5 protein-coding genes are annotated in these 17,287 nt (G+C 66.3%); 4 read left to right on the plus strand and 1 reads right to left on the minus strand.

The genetic code is table 11. The annotated features are described in order from the left end of the window. Positions 1-6: 6 nt before the first annotated feature. Positions 7-1,704: a ShlB/FhaC/HecB family hemolysin secretion/activation protein gene (locus tag KBZ13_RS07730; RefSeq protein ID WP_255007967.1), complete on the minus strand. Its 1,698-nt coding sequence runs from the start codon at positions 1,702-1,704 to the stop codon at positions 7-9. Between the two features lie 302 nt (positions 1,705-2,006). Here KBZ13_RS07730 and KBZ13_RS07735 point away from each other — a divergent pair, with 302 nt between their 5' ends. The 4 genes from KBZ13_RS07735 (at position 2,007) to KBZ13_RS07750 (ending at position 16,741) form a co-directional block, all read left to right on the plus strand. Next, complete coding sequence (locus tag KBZ13_RS07735) at positions 2,007-11,516, plus strand: beta strand repeat-containing protein (protein ID WP_255007969.1); 9,510 nt, start codon at positions 2,007-2,009, stop codon at positions 11,514-11,516. A gap of 4 nt (positions 11,517-11,520) precedes the next feature. Next, complete coding sequence (locus KBZ13_RS07740; protein WP_255007970.1) at positions 11,521-12,798, plus strand: CHAT domain-containing protein; 1,278 nt, start codon at positions 11,521-11,523, stop codon at positions 12,796-12,798. A gap of 57 nt (positions 12,799-12,855) precedes the next feature. Further along, the gene (locus KBZ13_RS07745; RefSeq protein WP_255007972.1) at positions 12,856-14,715 is read left to right on the plus strand and encodes an HD family phosphohydrolase; all 1,860 of its coding nucleotides are present in this window, start codon (positions 12,856-12,858) and stop codon (positions 14,713-14,715) included. 106 nt (positions 14,716-14,821) lie between these two features. Further along, positions 14,822-16,741: a tetratricopeptide repeat protein gene (locus KBZ13_RS07750; RefSeq protein WP_255007973.1), complete on the plus strand. Its 1,920-nt coding sequence runs from the start codon at positions 14,822-14,824 to the stop codon at positions 16,739-16,741. Positions 16,742-17,287: the final 546 nt, after the last annotated feature.

Raw genomic sequence — 17,287 nt, forward strand, 5'->3', positions numbered from 1 at the left:
AGGCCCTCAGAACCGGTATTGCACCTTGCCGTAGAAGCCCTTGCTCAGGGTCCAGTCGGCCCATGGGCCGACGTTGGTGTTGGCGCCGAGCTGATTCACCCAGCCGGCCTCCAACGTCCACTTGTCGCCGGCCAGCCAGCGGGTGAGAACGCCGGTGGAGCCGATGTAGTCGGTGAAGTTGAGGCCCTGCAGCTTGGTGTTGATGCCGCCGTAGCCGAAGAAGGGCACCAGTTGCAAGGCGTTCTTTTTCTTCTGCCAGAAGGTCCAGACCACCTCACTGGTGCCCAGCCAGCCGTTGTCGCCGCTGATCAGCTGACCGGGCAGGCCGCGCAGGCCCACGTCGGAGCCGAGGGTGAACTGCATCGAGGGGGTGAGCGGGTTGAAGGCCACCTGCCCCCCGGCCCGCAGGTTCAGTTGCCAGTTGGGGGCGAAACCCCAGGCCGCTGACACCAGACCCCCCAGGGCCGTGGCCTGGCCCGGGACAACGCCCACCTGGGTCAATTCGTTGATCTGCTTGTCGGGGGTGAGGGCACCGATGCCCTGCAACAGGTAGACGTTGCCACTCCAGCCCACGGAGTTGCTCAGCCCGCTGCCGCTCAGCCCCACCCGCAGGTAGCCCGTGCGCGGGGAGCGCACACTCTCGGGCAGGAAACTGGGCAGGGCCTGGCCCGAGAGGTAGGTGTCGCTGCGGTTGATGCTCAGGCCGGCGAAGGCAGCCCAGCGCTGGGTCAGGGTTTCCTTGAACACCCACTCCAGCTGCCCGAGGCCCTGGAACTGCCGGGTGCTGAAGTCGTTCGCCGGGGCGGGGAGCTCGATCAGGTTGCGGCGGCTGTAGCCGAAGGAGCCCGTGAGGTTGACCTGGTCGCTCAGCGGGTAGGTGTAGCTGGCGGATGTGATCAAGGCCCCCAGGGAGGGGTCGTTGTTGAAGTCGAGTTCGCCGTAGAGCAACAGGATGTCGCCGGGGGCGGCGAGCCCCCCCTTCACCAGGGTGGCCACGGCCCGGCCCTCGCCGGAGCCGCTGGAGCCGTCGTTGCGCAGGGAGAGGTCACCTTGGAGGGGCTGGCTGCCCAACTCCACATTCACCGTCAGTACGGCCTGGGTGGGGTCGCTGCCCAGGCGCGAGAGGTTGCTGCGGATGCTCTTGATGCCCGCCTGGCGCTGCAGCAGCCGCAGTTGGCGCTCCACCTCGGCCAGGTTGAGCACCTCGCCCTGGAGCGGCCGCAGCAGCCGGGTCACCCGGCGACTCAGCCAGGCACTCTTGGCGTTGACCCGCACCTCCACGATCTTCCCTTCCACCACCTCCAGGCGGCCGGGCGCCGGGCTGGTTTCGACGAAGACGCGGCTGTTGACGTAGCCATCGGCCACCAACCGGGCGGTGAGGCTGGCGGCGCAGGCCTTCAGACGCTCGGCTGGATCGCTGATCGCCAGGCAGGGCGCGAGGATCTTGCTCAGTTCGGCACTGGAATAGCGCTTGAAACCGCGGATTTCGGGCAGCGCCTGGCGGCTGGTGCTGGGTGCGCCGGGGCCGGTGGGAGTTGGCACGGGGGTGGCCGGGACCTCTGGCTCCACCGGCAGCCCATCAATCTTCGGGGCCGGACGGTCCCGATCGGGTCGTTGCTCGGTGGCGCCCGGCCCCGGCAACCGTACCGGCCCCTGCTGAACTGGTGGGGCCACCAGCTGGGCCAGCAAGGGCAGAGTGAACATGAGAGTCGTGTAAAAGTTTATGAGCAAAACTTATCGGAGATTTGTCTGAATTTCAGCGCGACGGACCCCTTGGTTGATCGTCCCTGCACGACCCAGCGTTCCGTTGCTGGGGCGGTGGCCGCCGGATCGATGCGGGCCAAACGATTCAGGTCATTCTTTGGGCGCTGATTGAAATGGGCGCTTGAACGTCTGTTGCCCGATGACGCCCCGAACATGTCCTCCGCTTAGTGTTTATTTCACCTGGTGTGGGTTTTGAACCCCCGCTTTTTGTTGGCGTCCTTTCCATGGCGACGCGTTCCCGGATGAAGCAATCGCATGGCCAGGGCGTCTCAGTGGCCCTGGGCCTCTCGGCCCTGCTGGCCGCTGTTCCGGTGTGCGCGGGCGAAGTGAGCGCCACCGGCGGCGTCCTGGGCCTGGGCACGGCGGTGAATGGCCAGCTGGGCGGCAGCTGCGCAGCTGGCCTGTGCCAAGTGGGCGGCGGCACGGCGGCAGGCAGCAACCTCTTTCACCGCTTTTCGGCCTTTGATACGCGCGGCGGCATCACCGGGGTGAACTTCGCCACCGGCGGCGCCAGCAATGTGTTTGTTGGTGTGACCAGCCCCCTGGGCAGCTTCATCGACAAACTTGTCTCGTTCTCTAGCCCCGGCAACCTGTTCTGGCTCTCCCCGGGCGGCATCGCCATCAGCGGCGCCGGTGGTTTCGCCAACATCCAGCAGCTGAACCTCAGCACCGCCACCGGCTGGCGGCTGAGCAACGGCGTGTTCGATGCGGCAGGCACCACCGCCGGCCAGGCGGCGTTGCTCAGCGGCGCTCCCCTGCAGGGGGCGGCGGGGCCGCTCAGCGATCCGGCCAGCCTGGCGGCGATCGGCCTGCAGAAGAACGGCGATCTGAGCCTTTCCGGCGGCCTGCTCACGGTGGATCAGAGCCTGCTGCTCGATGCCCAGGGCGGCAACGTGCTCCTGCAGGCCGCCGGGATCCAGGCGCCGGGGGGGCAGGTGGCGATCAGTGGGGCCACGGTGGACCAAGGCGCCACATCGATTGATGTGAGTTCTGTCAGCGGACCCGGCGGCCGGATCACGATTACGGGCGGCGCGGTGCTCCAGACCGCGGCTCTCAACGCCAGCGGCAGCAGCGGTGGCGAGGTGACCCTGCAGGCGAACCAGCTGCTCAGTGCGGCGCCGATCCAGGCCATCGGCAGCCAGGGCTCTGGGGGCCGCATCACCAGCGCCAGCACCGCCTCCACGGTGCAGACCCTCAGCGGCCTGTGGGATGTCAGCGGACTCTCGGCGGGGGGCTCGATCACCCTCAGCGCCGGCACCGAACTGTTCAGCTCCGGCAGCTACCTCGCCCAGGGCACCGGTGGAGCGGCCCAGGGCGGTCGTATCGATCTGCTCGCCTCCACGATCACCCTGGCTGCGGCCCAACTCGATGCCTCCGGCGTCGGCGGCGGCGGCCAGGTGCACGTGGGCGGCGGCTTCCAGGGGGCCGACCTCGGCCTGGGCGCGAATGCCCGCAAGGTCACGGTGACCCCCGGCACCGGCCTCCGGGCCGATGCCACGGCCCTGGGGAATGGCGGTCAGGTGGTGGTCTGGTCGGAAGATGCCACTCGGTTTGCTGGCGCCGTCAGCGCCAAGGGAGGCGCCTTGGGAGGGAACGGCGGTGTGCTGGAGGTGTCGGGCAAGGCCGATCTGTTCTTCGGTGGCACGGCCGACGCCTCAGCTCCCGCCGGCAGCCCCGGCAGCCTGCTGCTCGATCCCAAGAACATCTACATCGAGAACACCACGGTCGGGGGCTACGGCTACGACGCGCAGAACATCGTCTACCCCGGCTCCGATGCAGCCGGTCCGACGGCGCTGGTGGAGCAGCTGGGCACGGCGGCCACTAGCCCGATCCTGGTGAACGTGCCCACGGGCGGCCTCCCCGGCCAGGAGGGGGTCACCTACCTGTTCGATGGCAGCACCTACGGCCTGCTGAGCGCGCTCTATGGCACCGATGCGATCAGCAGCCAGAAGGCGAACTACTCCCCGTCGGGTGTCTCAGCGGGATTGCTGGCGCTGATCAGCCCCGGCTGGAACAACGGGGCGACGCTCGATGCCGGGGCGGCCACCTGGATCAACACCGCCACGGGCAAATTCGCCAATGGCACCACCAGCGGTGTCATTGGCAGCGGCAACTCCTTGCTGGGCAGCACCACGGGTGATTTCAACCAGGCCTCGGTGCGCTTCCTGACTTCCGGCCAAGCCCTGGTGTTCACCCCCCGCTGGGACAACGGAGCCAGCGTCGATGCCGGCGGTCTCACCTGGCTGAGTGGCAGCACCGGCAAGCTCGCCGATGCCAGCACGGGCGGAGCGATTGGCATTGGCAACTCCCTTCTGAACACGGCCTCGGCGGCCTATCTGCCACAGGCGGGCTGCACCGGTTGCAGTTCCTACGTGAATCAAACCGTGCGCGAGTACGGCGGCGGAAATCTGTTGATCTACAGCGGCGCCTGGGCCAATGGCGCCGTGCCGAATGCGGGGGCACTCACCTGGTTGAACGGCACAACGGGCGCCCTGGCCAACGGCGCCACCGGTGGCGTGATCGACGCGGGCAACTCTCTTGTGGGCTCCAGTGCGGGGGATCTCAATCCCTTCGGTGGTCTGGTTCCCAACACCTATGACCCTAACTACTTCTTTCAGCAGGGAGGGACGAACCTCGTCTACGACCAGACGGCCGCGGCCGCCCCGCTGGCCCTGTTCCGCTTCACCACCTGGGACAACACCGCCACAGGAGCCACCGACGCCGGCGCCCTCACCTGGATTGATGTGGCCACCGGCAAGCTCGGCAATGGAGCGGCCGCTGTCGGAGCGATCGGAGCGGCCAATTCCCTGGTGGGGAGCTCCACGAACGATCGGGTCGGCTCCTCTTACCAGCAATTGGGGTACTACTCCAGCACCTCCCGGGATTATTTCGTCTTCCTCAATCCCACCTGGGATGCCAGTGCCACCGCCGCCGACGCCGGTGCCCTCACCTGGATCCGCGGCAGCACCGGACGACTCGCTACGAACGCCCCGATCATCGGCACCTTGGACGCCAGCAACTCCTTGGTGGGCATCACGGCCGGCGACCGGGTGGGTGGATCCTACGAAGGCATCACAACTGGTTATTACTCTTCGACCATCACCAACCTCTGGCTCACCACCGGTGGTTGGGACAATGGTGCGAGTGCCGATGCCGGCGCCTTCACTTGGATCCAGGGCTCCACCGGCAGCTTGGCGGATGGCTCTCCGGCGGTGGGGGCGATCGGGGTGGCTAATTCACTGGTGGGCAGCAGTGCCAGCGATTTCAGCGGCAGCAGTGTGTCACGTCTGTATTCGTCGTCCTATTACTACACCAACAAATTCCAGAACCTGCTGGTGTTCACCCCCAACTGGGATAACGGCGCCGCCACCGACGCCGGCGCCCTCACCTGGGTGGATGGCAACACGGGCAAGCTCGCCACCGGAGCGAGCGCCTTCGGTGCCCTGGGTGCCACCACCTCGTTGGTGGGTAGCCATGTGGGCGACGCCATCGGTCAGCGGTCGTTGATCGATACCAACTACTACTCTTATGACGGTCCGGAGCTCTACCCCAACGTGCTGGCCCGCAATCCCCAGTGGTCGGGGAACACGGGTGCCGCCACCTTTATTAATGGCAGCACCGGTGCGCTGGCCGATGGAGCCCCGGCGGTGGGAGCGATTGGCACGGCCAATTCTCTGGTGGGAAGCACCCCCGGCGATCGAGTTGGTTCAGCTGCCTTGAGCCTGCGCTCCAGTTTGAGCGGTCAGCCGCCGGACAACTTCCTGCTGGCCAGCCCCGATTGGAGCAGCGGCGCGGGAGCGATCACCTGGATCAACGGCGACACCGGCAAGCTTGCCGATGGCAACAACCCCTTTGGCGTGGTCAGTGGAGCGAATGCCCTGGTGGGAAGCAGCCCTGGCGATGGCCTTGGTTCGGCGGCCTCGATCACGATCACCGGCGATTACTACTACAGCCTCAGAAACGTTCTTCTGCGCAATCCACTCTGGGACAACGGCTTGGCCACGGATGCTGGAGCCGTCACCTGGATTAATGGCTCCACGGGCCTGCTGAGCAACGGCGCGGTTGCCCTGGGACCGATCGGTCCCACCACGTCGTTGGTGGGCAGCAGCAGCGGTGACGCCATCGGAGCGTTGGCGACGGGTGTCGGCTACTACGACGACCCCGGTGGCACCAACCTGGTGTTGCGGAGCCCCTCCTGGGACAACGGCGTGGCCACCGATGCCGGCGCGGTCACCTGGTTGAACCTCGGTACGGGCCAACTGGCCGATGGCAGTGATGCGTTCGGGGCCATTGGTGCCGCCAACTCCCTGGTGGGCAGCAGCTCCGGTGATCGGGTGGGCGACGGTTTCCTCACCAGCGGATCGTTCTACAGCACGCCCGGTGTCAACCTGCTGTTGCTCTCCCCGCTCTGGGACAACACCTCGGCCGGTGCCACTGATGCCGGTGCGGTGACCTGGATCGCCGGTGCCACTGGAAAGCTCGCCGACGGAGCCAGCAACCCCTTCGGGGCCATCGGCAGTCGAAATTCCCTGGTGGGCAGCACCAGCGCCGACGGAGTGGGCGGGCTCTATGACCGCTACTTCGGCTCTACTGAAACCCTGCTGCTGCGGAGCACTGCCTGGGACAACACCGCCACGGGGGCCACCGACGCCGGCGCCGTCACATGGTTGAACCTGTCCATAGGCAAGTTGGCCGGTGGCATCAACAACAGCTTCGGTGACATCAGCTCCGTCAATTCATTGGTGGGCAGCAGCACCAATGATCGTGTCGGCCTGACCATCGAAACCAGCGGCGGGCAGTACGCCTTCATCGGCAGTCCTAATTGGGATGGCGGCAGCACCGTCGATGCAGGTGCCATCACCTGGATGGACCGCCAGCTCGGTCAAACCGTTGGTGGTGACAACGCGATCGGCACAGTTGGAACGGCGAATTCCCTAGTGGGCTCGTCGAGCGGCGATCAGCTGGGGACCTTCTCCATCACGCAAGCCTGCACCGCCGGAGCCGCCTGCACCAACCAGGACTATTTGGTGCCCTTTGACTTCGGCTCATCAGTGCTGATCGGCAGCCCCCTCTGGGATAACGGAGCCCGGGCCGATGCCGGGGCCATCACGGCCGTGCGTCTCCTCGACGGCCGTCTGGTGGGTACCTCCAACTACGCCACAGGCCCCCTGAGCTCCTCAAATGCCCTTGTAGGCAGTTCGGCCGGAGAGCAACTGGGGATTTTCAGCCGCAACGACCAGCTTCCCGATGGCACGCCGGTGATCGAAACCAACGTCGGCACCCTCTCCAACGGCGCCGCCCTGGTGGCCAGCCCCCGCTGGGACAGCGCCACCACCGCCGATGTCGGTGCCGTGGCCCTGATCCCCACCACCACGCCCCGGGTGGGCAGCCTCGATGCCAGCAACGCCCTGGTGGGCAGCAGTGCCGGTGATTTCACGGGCTTCTCAGCCCGCAGCCTGGGCAGCAACGCGCTGCTGTTCACCCCGAACTGGAGCAATGGTGCGGTGGCAAGTGCCGGCGCGGTGACCTGGATCAATGGCACCACTGGAGCCTTGGGCAATGGCTCCTTTGGCGGAGCCATAGGAGCTGGTACGTCGCTGGTGGGTAGCAGCAGCGGTGATTTTGCCGACTACAACACCTCTCAGTTTGGCACGGGTGCCTTCGTGCACCTGCCGAGCTGGAACAGTGGTGCCGTAGCCGATGCGGGAGCCCTCGGCTGGATCAACAGCAGCACCGGGGCCCTGGCGGATGGCAGCCCCGGTGGTGCGGTGGGGCCAGGCAATGCCTTGCTGGGCAGCCAGAGCGGTGATCTGGCCAGCTACCAGCTCAGATCCCTTTCGGGCGGCAATCTGCTTGTTTCCACTCCCTCCTGGGACAACGGCGCGGTTGCCGATGCCGGTGCCCTCACCTGGTTGAACGGCACCACCCCGGCGCTTGCGAACAACCCCACCGGCGTGGCCGGCCTGGGGGCCATTGGTCCGAGCAACTCGATTGTCGGTGGTGCAACGGGCGACCTCAATGGCTATTACCTGCGCCAGCTGAGCGCCACTGCCGACAGCAACGTGCTGGTGGTGACGCCGTTCTGGAACGGCGCCACGGCGAATGGCGGAGCGATCACCTGGTTGAACAGCGCCACCGGCAAACTCTCCGACGGCAGCAGCGGTGGCGTGATCGGCCCCACCAACTCTTTGCTCGGCACGGGCCAGGGCACGCTGGGCCGCGGCGATCTGGCCGACACCACCAATCCCTACCGGGAGTCTCCCAGCGGCAACGTGGTGATCTACAGCTCCGCCTGGGGTTTCAGCTCAGCCTCGGGCAGCGGGATCGGCTCCCTCACCTGGCTCAACGGCAAGACGGGCGCCCTGGCCAATGGCGCGACGGGCGGTTTGATCGGTGCGGCAAATTCTCTGGTGGGCAGCGCCGTCGGCGATCTGGCCCCTCAGTACGACGACAGCAACTACTACCGCTTCGTGCCCGTCGCCGCCAACTTCTTCAAATACAACACCAATTCCTCGGGCGACGGAATCCTGTTCCGCAACGTCGCCTGGAACAGTCGTGCCGGGGCCGTCACCTGGCTGAACACCAGCACCGGCAAGCTCGCCGATGGCAACCCAGCGGTTGGGGTGATCGGTGCCGCCAATTCCCTGGTGGGCAGCACCGCCAACGATGGCATCGGCAACTTCTACAACACAGTCACCAAGGGCGTCAGCGGGCTGGCCTTGTTCAGTGGCTACTGGGACAACGGCGCCGCCGAAGATGCCGGGGCGGTCACCTGGCTGAACGTGGCCACAGGCAAGTTGGCCAACGGCAGTGCCGCGATCGGGCCGATCAGCGCCGCCAATTCCCTGGTGGGCAACACCAGCTACGACAACATCGGCACCAACTATGACGCCTATTCGTTTGGCAACGGCGTCGCCCTGTTCAGCGGCTCCTGGGACAACGGCGCTGCCATCGATGCAGGAGCTTTCACCTGGCTGAACGGCGCCACCGGCACCCTGGCGAATGGGGCCGTGGCCATCGGGCCGATCAGTGCCGCTAATTCACTGGTGGGCAGCAGCAGCAGTGATGACGTCGCGCTCTCCCGGCGCACCTTCTCCAGTTCTCTCGGCAGCAACATCGGCCTGATCAGCCCCAACTGGGACAACGGTGCGGCGGTTGACGCGGGCGCCGTCACCTGGATCAGCGGCAGCTCAGGGCTGCTGGCCAACGGTGCGGCAGCGATCGGACCCATCAGCGCTGCCAATTCCCTGGTGGGCAGCACCGCCGGTGACCGGATCGGCGCCACAGCCCTGGAGGTGGGGTCCTATTACTCCCAGATCGGCTCCAACCTGCTGGTGTTGAGCGGCTCCTGGGACAACGGTCCGCTGGTGGATGCCGGCGCGGTCACCTGGATCAGCGGCCTCACCGGCCAGCTCCTTGACGGCAGCGCCGCGATCGGGGCGGTGAGCGCCAACTTCTCGATCGTGGGTACGTCCGCAGGTGACCAGGTGGGTGCGCTCTATGCGCCGATGGGTTCGCTGTACAGCTATGCAGGCCTCAACGTGCTATTGCAAAGCCCCAACTGGGATGCCTTGATCGCGGGCGGGCCGCTCGTCGATGCCGGTGCCGTCACCTGGGTGAATGGAGCCAATGGGCTGATGGTGGATGAATCCGGCAAGGGGGGGCTGAGCGCCAAAAACTCCCTGATCGGCAATTCCATCGGTGACCAGGTCGGCAGAAGTGTTGATGTGGTCGCGCCGGACACCTTCTTCGTCAACGGTCCGGGGGCCTCCCTGGTCGGTACACCTCCCGTCACGGCCAACGTGGTGGCCCAGAAGGTGCGAATCGTCCCTGAACCGCTCTATCCCTTGGTCGCTCCGGGCCTCAACTTCGCTGACGCCGGCGACGCTTCGGTCACCATCTCCCCCAGCCAGATCGCGGCGATCACCAACACCGGCACCGCCCTGGTGCTCCAGGCCAGCAACGACATCCTGCTGCGTCCGCTCTCCGATCTCACCTTCAATAATCCGCGGGGCAATGGCGGCGACCTCACGCTCCAGGCTGGTCGCAACATTGCTCTCAATTCCAGCATCAGCACCGACAACGGCAATCTCACCCTGATCGCCAACGACCCTGGCGCCATTCCCGGTGTGCGCGAACCCGGTGACGGAGGGATCGTTCAGCGCACTGGCACCAGCCTCAATGCCGGCACCGGCACGGTCACCCTCGCCGTTCGCCCCTCCACCGCCACGGCCACCGCAGGCACCATCGCCCTCTCCCAGGTCAGCGCCGGTGCCATCGACATCAGTGCCGTCAACCTCTCGCTCTCGGGGACCACCTTGAGCGCCAACGGCTCCCCGACGGCCGCCGGGTCGCTGTCGGTGACCAGCACAGGAGTGTTGTCCGTGGCCAACAGCACCTTCAATGCCAGCAGCCCCACGGGCGATGGCGGCAGCATCACCCTTGATGGCACGGTGTTGCAGATCGGTGGCAGCACCTTCAATGCCTTCGGCACGGGCTCCGGGAATGGCGGCACCATCGCCCTGGGCGCCCTCTCCACCCCATTCGTGCCCACATCCCTCTCCCTGACCAGTTCCCTGCTCGATGCCCGTGGTGGCACCGCTGTCTTGCCTTTGCCCCTCAGCAATGGCGGCACGATCACGGTGGACGGTGGGGCCATCGCCTTGGCCGGCGCAACGCTGAACACCTCCGGTGGCGCCACTGGCGGCACGATCGCCATTGGCATGGCGGCCACGAACAATCCCACCAGCGTCTCGATCGTGAACTCCAACTTGATCGCCGACCCGGCAGCCACGGGCGGATCGATCGCCGTTGGCGGGACGACGATCTTCACGTCCGGCAGCCTCTACAACGTATTTGGTGCCAGCGGAGGTTTCCTGGCCCTCGGCTCGCCCCTGACCAATGCCCTGATCTTCGGCGCCGGCACCAGCGTGCTCGGAGGTGGCAGCGGCAGCTTCACCTACCAGGGCACCACGATTTATGACCCCCAGTTCGCCCCCTATTCCGGTGGCACGTTGCGGATCATCGGCACGATCTTCTCCCCTGCCGTCCCCACGACTCCAACCACTCCCACCTCTCCAACGGCGCCGATTTCCCCCACGGCCGGGGCGGCCGGGCTGTTGGCTAGCCCCCTGGCCACCAGCTCTCCTCTGTCGGGTCTGACGTCCGCTCTGATCGCCTCCAGCCTGCTCAACACCAATTTCAATCTGTTGCTAGTAACCGGTCTGAACGGCACCACCAACCAGTCGGCCGGCACATCCTTACCACCTGTGGCCACCGGGCTGTTCAGCAGCGCCGATCCCAGCCTGTTCGCAGGGCTTCCTTTGCAGCTCACCCTCGATCAGAGTTCCCTCCTGTACGTGGATGGTTATCTCGATCCGGTGCTGGATCCGTCGCTCCTGGGCCTCGATGCCTTGGATCTGCAGAAGCGCGCCGCCAGCTCGGCGGGTCAAACAGGCAGCGAGGCGACGGGTGACCTCAGCGTCGATGAGCAGCTCAAGCTCCCCGGCCTTGGCCAGGGCGGCAACCCCGCCGATCGGGACGATCGTGACCGGGTCTCGGTCACGGATCTGGATCCCTCTCAAGCCGAGGCCCTGTTCCTCAAGGGCGAACAGGCGGCCGAGAGCAACGCCACCATCAAGCTGGGAGTTGAGCCTGAACCCGATAAAGAGGCCATCAACGTGTTGCAGCTGCAGCAGTGGCTGCGTCAGGTGGTGCCGTACGTCCAGCAACGGCTCCAGTCGGGGCGCTGACGCTATGGCACCCCTGATTCGGCCACTCATTTCCCTGGTTCTGCTGGCCTTGGTGGCTCCCAATGGCCCCGCCCGTTCGGCCACGCCCGTGGCGGTACCGGTCCCAGACGGCCCGGCCAAGACCGTCCTGGCACCGGCGGTCTACCGGCCGGGGATTCTGCGTCTGGCCTTCTCCAGCGCCCCACAAGCGGTCAACCCCCAGGAGAAGGCCCCACCGGGCGCCTCCACAAACGAGGGCTTCATCGATCTCAGCTTCGTTCCTCCCGAGGGCCCGGTGATCGGCAAGCGGGTGCAGCTGAACGTGAAGCAGTTCGCCGAGCTCCTCAAGGGCCTCTACGTGCGCCTGGCCCGGTTCGAATCCCTGGATGTGGGCAACCCAGCCTCACCCTCCCGGCGACTGCACGCCCTGTTGATCGCGCCGATCGAGCCTGAGCTGAAACAGCGGGGGATCACCACCCTGCTGATCTCGGTGGATGCCGGCCTCCAGGCTCTCCCCCTGGCAGCTCTCCACGACGGCAAGGCTTATTTCGGCCAGACCTACGCCTTTTCCATCACCCCGTCCCTGGGGCTGATGGTCAAGGATGTGCCCCTCGCCCAACCGGATAAGCGGGTGTTGAGTGCGGGTGCCTCGGTGTTCGAGGGGCTCTCCCCGTTGCCCTTGGTGCCCAAGGAACTGGCCAATACCTCGGCGCCCGGGCGCACGGATCTCTTCCTCAATCGGGCCTTCACCCCCGATGTGGTGCTGGTGAAGGCGGGCGATTCCCAGTACCAGCGCGTGCACGTGGCCACCCATGCCGAATTCCTGCCCGGGGGGCCGGACAAGTCGATGATCTTCTCAGGGACGGGCCCAGTCTCCCTGGCGCGCTTTGCCGCCCTGCGGCAGCGACGCCAGGGGGTACCGCTGGATCTGTTCTCCCTGAGCGCCTGCCGTACGGCGCTTGGCAATTCAGATTCGGAGCTGGGCTTTTCCGGCCTGGCGTTGCAGTCGGGCTCCCGCAGCGCCCTGGGCACCCTCTGGTACGTGGATGATGTGGCTGCCGCCGCCTTCTTCATTCAGTTCTACCGGCATCTGGATCGCGGTCTGCCCAAGGCAGAAGCCCTCCAGCGCACGCGTTCGGCCTTCATCGATGGCCAGGTGCGCCTGCAGGGGGATCAGTTGCTGGGACCGGGCCCTCAGCCCCTGCTGACGGATCTCACCCTCGCCGAGCAACGCCGGGTCAGCCGTGGTCTGCAGCATCCCTTTTATTGGGCGGGAATCGAGCTGCTGGGAACGCCCTGGTGAGTGGCGAGTTCGGTGGGCCAACTTAAGGTTGGATCTAGCTGATCAGGCGGTTCGCCCATGACCGACACGGCCTTCTCCCGCCCCGCAGCTGCTCCGAGCGGGCCGTCGGATCAGACCCTGGTGGAGATCCTGAACATCGCCACCGCCCTCAGCGGTGCCGGCGATCTGCGCACCCTGTTGCACCTGATCCTGACCAAATCCCGCCAGCTCACGGGCAGTGATGCCGGCAGCATCTTTTTGGTGGAGCGCGTGGATCAGCGCAAGGATCCTGGTGGTGTGGACAAGCTCTGGTTCGCGGTTTCCCAGAACGCCAGCCTGGCGAGCCGATCGAGGCTGGCTGGTCAGCAGGATGACATCCATGAGGAGCTCTCCGATCTGCGTTTCCCGCTCACCTCCGAGCGCTTGGTGGGCTGGAGTGCCCTCACCGGCGAGGTGCTCAACATCCCCGACGTCTATCAGCTCGATCCAGCCCTGCCTTACCGCTTCGACAGCACCGTCGACAAGGAACTGGGTTACCGGGCCGTGTCGATGCTCACCGTGCCGATGCGCTCCACCTCAGGCGAAACGGTGGGGGTGATGCAGCTGATCAACCGCAAGATTGACCCCGCCACCGTGATCAGCGCTGAAACGGCCCAGACGCTGGTGCGTCCGTTCGATGCCTTTGATCAGAGCCTGATTGAGGCCCTGGCCTCTCAGGCGGCGGTTTGCGTCGAGCGCACCCAGTTGCTGGAGGCCCAGCGGCAGCTGATCGATTCGATGATCACCCTGCTGGCGGGGGCCATCGATGCCAAGAGCCCCTACACCGGCGGCCACTGCGCCCGGGTGCCGGAATTGGCGCTGATGCTGGCCCGAGAGGCCGAAGAGACCACGGCGGGCCCCCTGGCTGAGTTCTCGCTCGGCGGAGAGGAGGACTGGCGTGAGTTCCGCATCGGCGCCTGGCTGCACGACTGCGGCAAGATCACCACCCCTGAATACGTGGTCGACAAGGCCACCAAACTTGAAACCAACTACAACCGCATCCACGAAATCCGCACCCGTTTCGAGGTGCTGCTGCGGGATGCCCGCATTGTCTGGTTTGAAGGGGTGATCAACGGAGCGGATCGCGAACAGCTGGACAAGGCCTACAAGCAGCGGGAGGCAGAGCTCAAGGACCAGTTCACCTTCGTGGCTGAGTGCAACCTCGGGGGTGAGTTCCTGGGCCCTGAGCTGGTGGAGCGCCTGCATGCCATCGGTGCCCAGAGCTGGCAGCGCCATTTCGACAGTTCCCTGGGCCTGGCCTGGGAGGAGCTTTCACGCCACACCCAACTGCTTCAGACGCTGCCCGCGGAGGAGTCCCTGCTGGCGGATAAGTCGTGTCACATCATCCCCCGCGAGGACAGCCAGATCCCTGACGCCCGCTACGGCTTCAAGATGGAGGTTCCCGAGCACCTCTACAACCTCGGGGAACTGCACAACCTCTCGGTCTCCCGCGGCACCCTCACCGACGAGGAGCGCTACAAGATCAACGAGCACATCGTGCAGACGATCATCATGCTCGAGGCTCTGCCGTTCCCCGCCAATCTCTCGCGGGTGGCGGAGTATGCGGGTACCCACCACGAGACCCTCGACGGCAAGGGCTACCCGCGCAAGCTCACGGGCGAGCAGCTTTCGGTGCCGTCGCGGATCATGGCGATCGCCGACATCTTCGAGGCGCTCACGGCATCCGATCGCCCCTACAAGAAGGCCAAGTCGTTGTCGGAATGCCTCAAGATCCTGGCCGGCTTCCGCGACCGCCAGCACATTGACGCCGACCTGTTCGAGCTGTTCCTGCGCTCCGGCATCTACCAGAACTATGCCGATCTCTTCCTGCTGCCTGAGCAGATCGACGAGGTGGATGTGGAGATATTCCTGCGCCCAGCTGCCAAGGGCGGTAGTTGAGCGCTGATCGGGGATCCCCAACGTGAGTGAACTGACTTCGGGGCAGGCCGGACCTGGGCAGGCGCAGCCTGCAGACCAGGGGATTGCAGCGGCGATCAATCGAGCCTTGGACGCCTTGGCCAAAGGAGAGGTGGCGCAGGCACGAACCCTGCTGGAGGAGGCCATCACGCTCGATCCAAGCCATCCGGCCCCCCGCCACAACCAGGCGGAACTGGAGTTCCGCACGGGCCAGATCGATCGAGCCCAGGCCCTGTTCGAGCAGCTTGTCAACGGTTGGCCGAGTTTTCTGCCCGCCTACCCCTCCTTTCTGGCCCTGCTGGAGCAACGCCAGGCCAGTGGGGTGGCGGCCTCAGCTGAGTTGCGGCCGGTGCTGCTGAACAACTTCGGCAATGCCCTGCTGGCTGCTGGCCAGATCGGGGCGGCTGAAGGGGCCTACCGCCAGGCCCTCGGCCTGCGGCCGGATTACGCCAACGCCCTCGCGAACCTCTCCAATGCCCTGCGCCTGTTGGGACGGTTGTCGGAGGCGGAGCTGGCGGCCCGTGGGGCTCTGGCGTTGCAGGCAGGCCATGCCGGTGCCTGGGTGAACCTGGGCTGCGCCCTCGAGGAATTGGCCTTCCACGCCGAAGCCGAGGCCTGCCATCGCCGCGCCCTGGAGCTCCAGGGCGACCAGCCGGAGGCCCTGCACAACCTGGGCAGCGGCCAGCTGATGCGGGACCTCTACCGCTCCGACCTCAGTGAGGCCGAGTTGCTGGAGCGCCACCGCGCCTGGGGGGAGGCCCTGATGGCCAGGAAGGCCCCTGGGGTTGTCAGCCCAGCGCCCCAGGATCAGACCCGGCCCCCCAGCCCCAGCGGCAAGCCACGACTGGGGTTCCTCTCCAGCGACCTGCGCCGCCATGCGGTGAGCACCTTTCTGGAGCCGTTGCTGGAGCACCTGGACCGGGAGCGCTACGAGGTGGTCTGTTTCGCCAGCCAGCAAGAGAACGATGAAGTGAGCGAGCGGCTGCGGCGGTTGCCCCTGGAGTGGCACCCCTGCCATCACCTCGATGACGGCGACTTGGCCAGCTTGATCCGCAGCGAAGGCATCGATCTGCTCGTCGAGCTCAATGGCCACACCCGTGGCACCCGTTTGGGGGCGCTGGCCACACGGCCGGCAACGGTCCAGGTCTCCTGGCTCGGTTACCCCTTCCGCACCGGGCTGCCCACGATTGACTACCGCCTCAGCGATGCCTGGGTGGAGGCTGGCTCGGGTCAGGATTGGCAGGATCCAGATCAGGGCAAATCTGAGCGTGCGGTGCTGATGGACCGCTGCCAGTTCGTCTACCGCCCGGCGTGCGAAGCCCCGGAGGTTTCCCCGTTGCCGGCCCTGGAGGCGCCGGGGATCACGTTTGGATCCCGCAGCAACCTCAACAAGCTCAGCCGTGAGGTCGTTGCCCTCTGGAGCCGCTTGCTGCTCAGCTGCCTGGGCAGCCGCCTGCTGTTGCAGTACAGCCAGCTGGAGGATCCCTTTTGGCGCGGCCGCATCCTGGGGGCGTTCTCCGCCCATGGGGTGCCGGCAGAGCGGCTGGCGCTGCTCCCACGCAACCCCAACCATGGGCACATGGGGGCTTACCACGCCATCGACATCGCCCTCGATCCCTTCCCCTACAACGGTGTGACCACCACCTGCGATGCCCTCTGGATGGGTGTGCCCGTTGTGGCACTGCGTGGCCAGCTGCCCCAGGCGCGCGGCGGTGTGAGCCTGCTGGAGGCCCTGGGCCGTCCCGAGTGGATTGCCGATGATCCGGAGGCTTACCTGGCGATTGCCCTGAAGCTCGCGGCGGATCCCGTGGGGCTCAGCGCCGAGCGCAAGGGTCTGCGAGCCCTTATGGAAGCGTCGCCCCTGCGGCAGGAGGCGGACCATGCCCGGGCGTTCGAGCGTTGTGTGGAGCGCATGCTCGCAGGGCCAGCCGGTAGAGATCAGCCGGGAGGGAAAGGGGCGCGTCAGCGGGTGCCCCGGCCGCGCAACGTTCGCTCAGGTCAAGCCTGAGGTCCGTCAGGGTGTCAAGGGTGGGCCCCAGGGCCCGCTGCAGGCTGTCATCGACGGCCACCCGCAGCCCATCCGCCGTTGGTTGCGTGGGATCGCCCCCGGGCAGCCAGCTGTGGCGGGCCCAGAACGATTCGAGGCTCCTCAGCTCCTCCAATCGCGCGATCATCTGGTGTTGCCAGTTGTACCAGGGAGCCATGCCGTCGGCGATCGTGCGGCGGCCCATCGCCGCCTTGCGCGCCAGCCGCCCGCGGCTGAGCAGGGGCAGGTGGGCGCACCTCAGGTGCTGGCGGTGGGCGAACAGGCTCTGGGCGCGGATGGATGGGCGCAGTTCGTGGGCGCCGGCCGCGAGCCAGGCCGAGGCGGTGTTGCGGAAGATCACCTTGCCACCGAACGGCAGGCGGAAATAGTTGAACGAACCCGCGATGATCGCTTCCACCAGACGTGGATCCAGCGAGGGTGAGAAGGGTTGATCCGGCAGGGAGCGCACCTGAAGAACGCGGTAGTGATTGAGGTTGGTCTCATCAAAATCCGACGTGGAAAGCCAGT

The organism is Cyanobium sp. ATX 6F1, from assembly GCF_024346315.1.
Classification (GTDB): Bacteria; Cyanobacteriota; Cyanobacteriia; order PCC-6307; family Cyanobiaceae; genus ATX-6F1.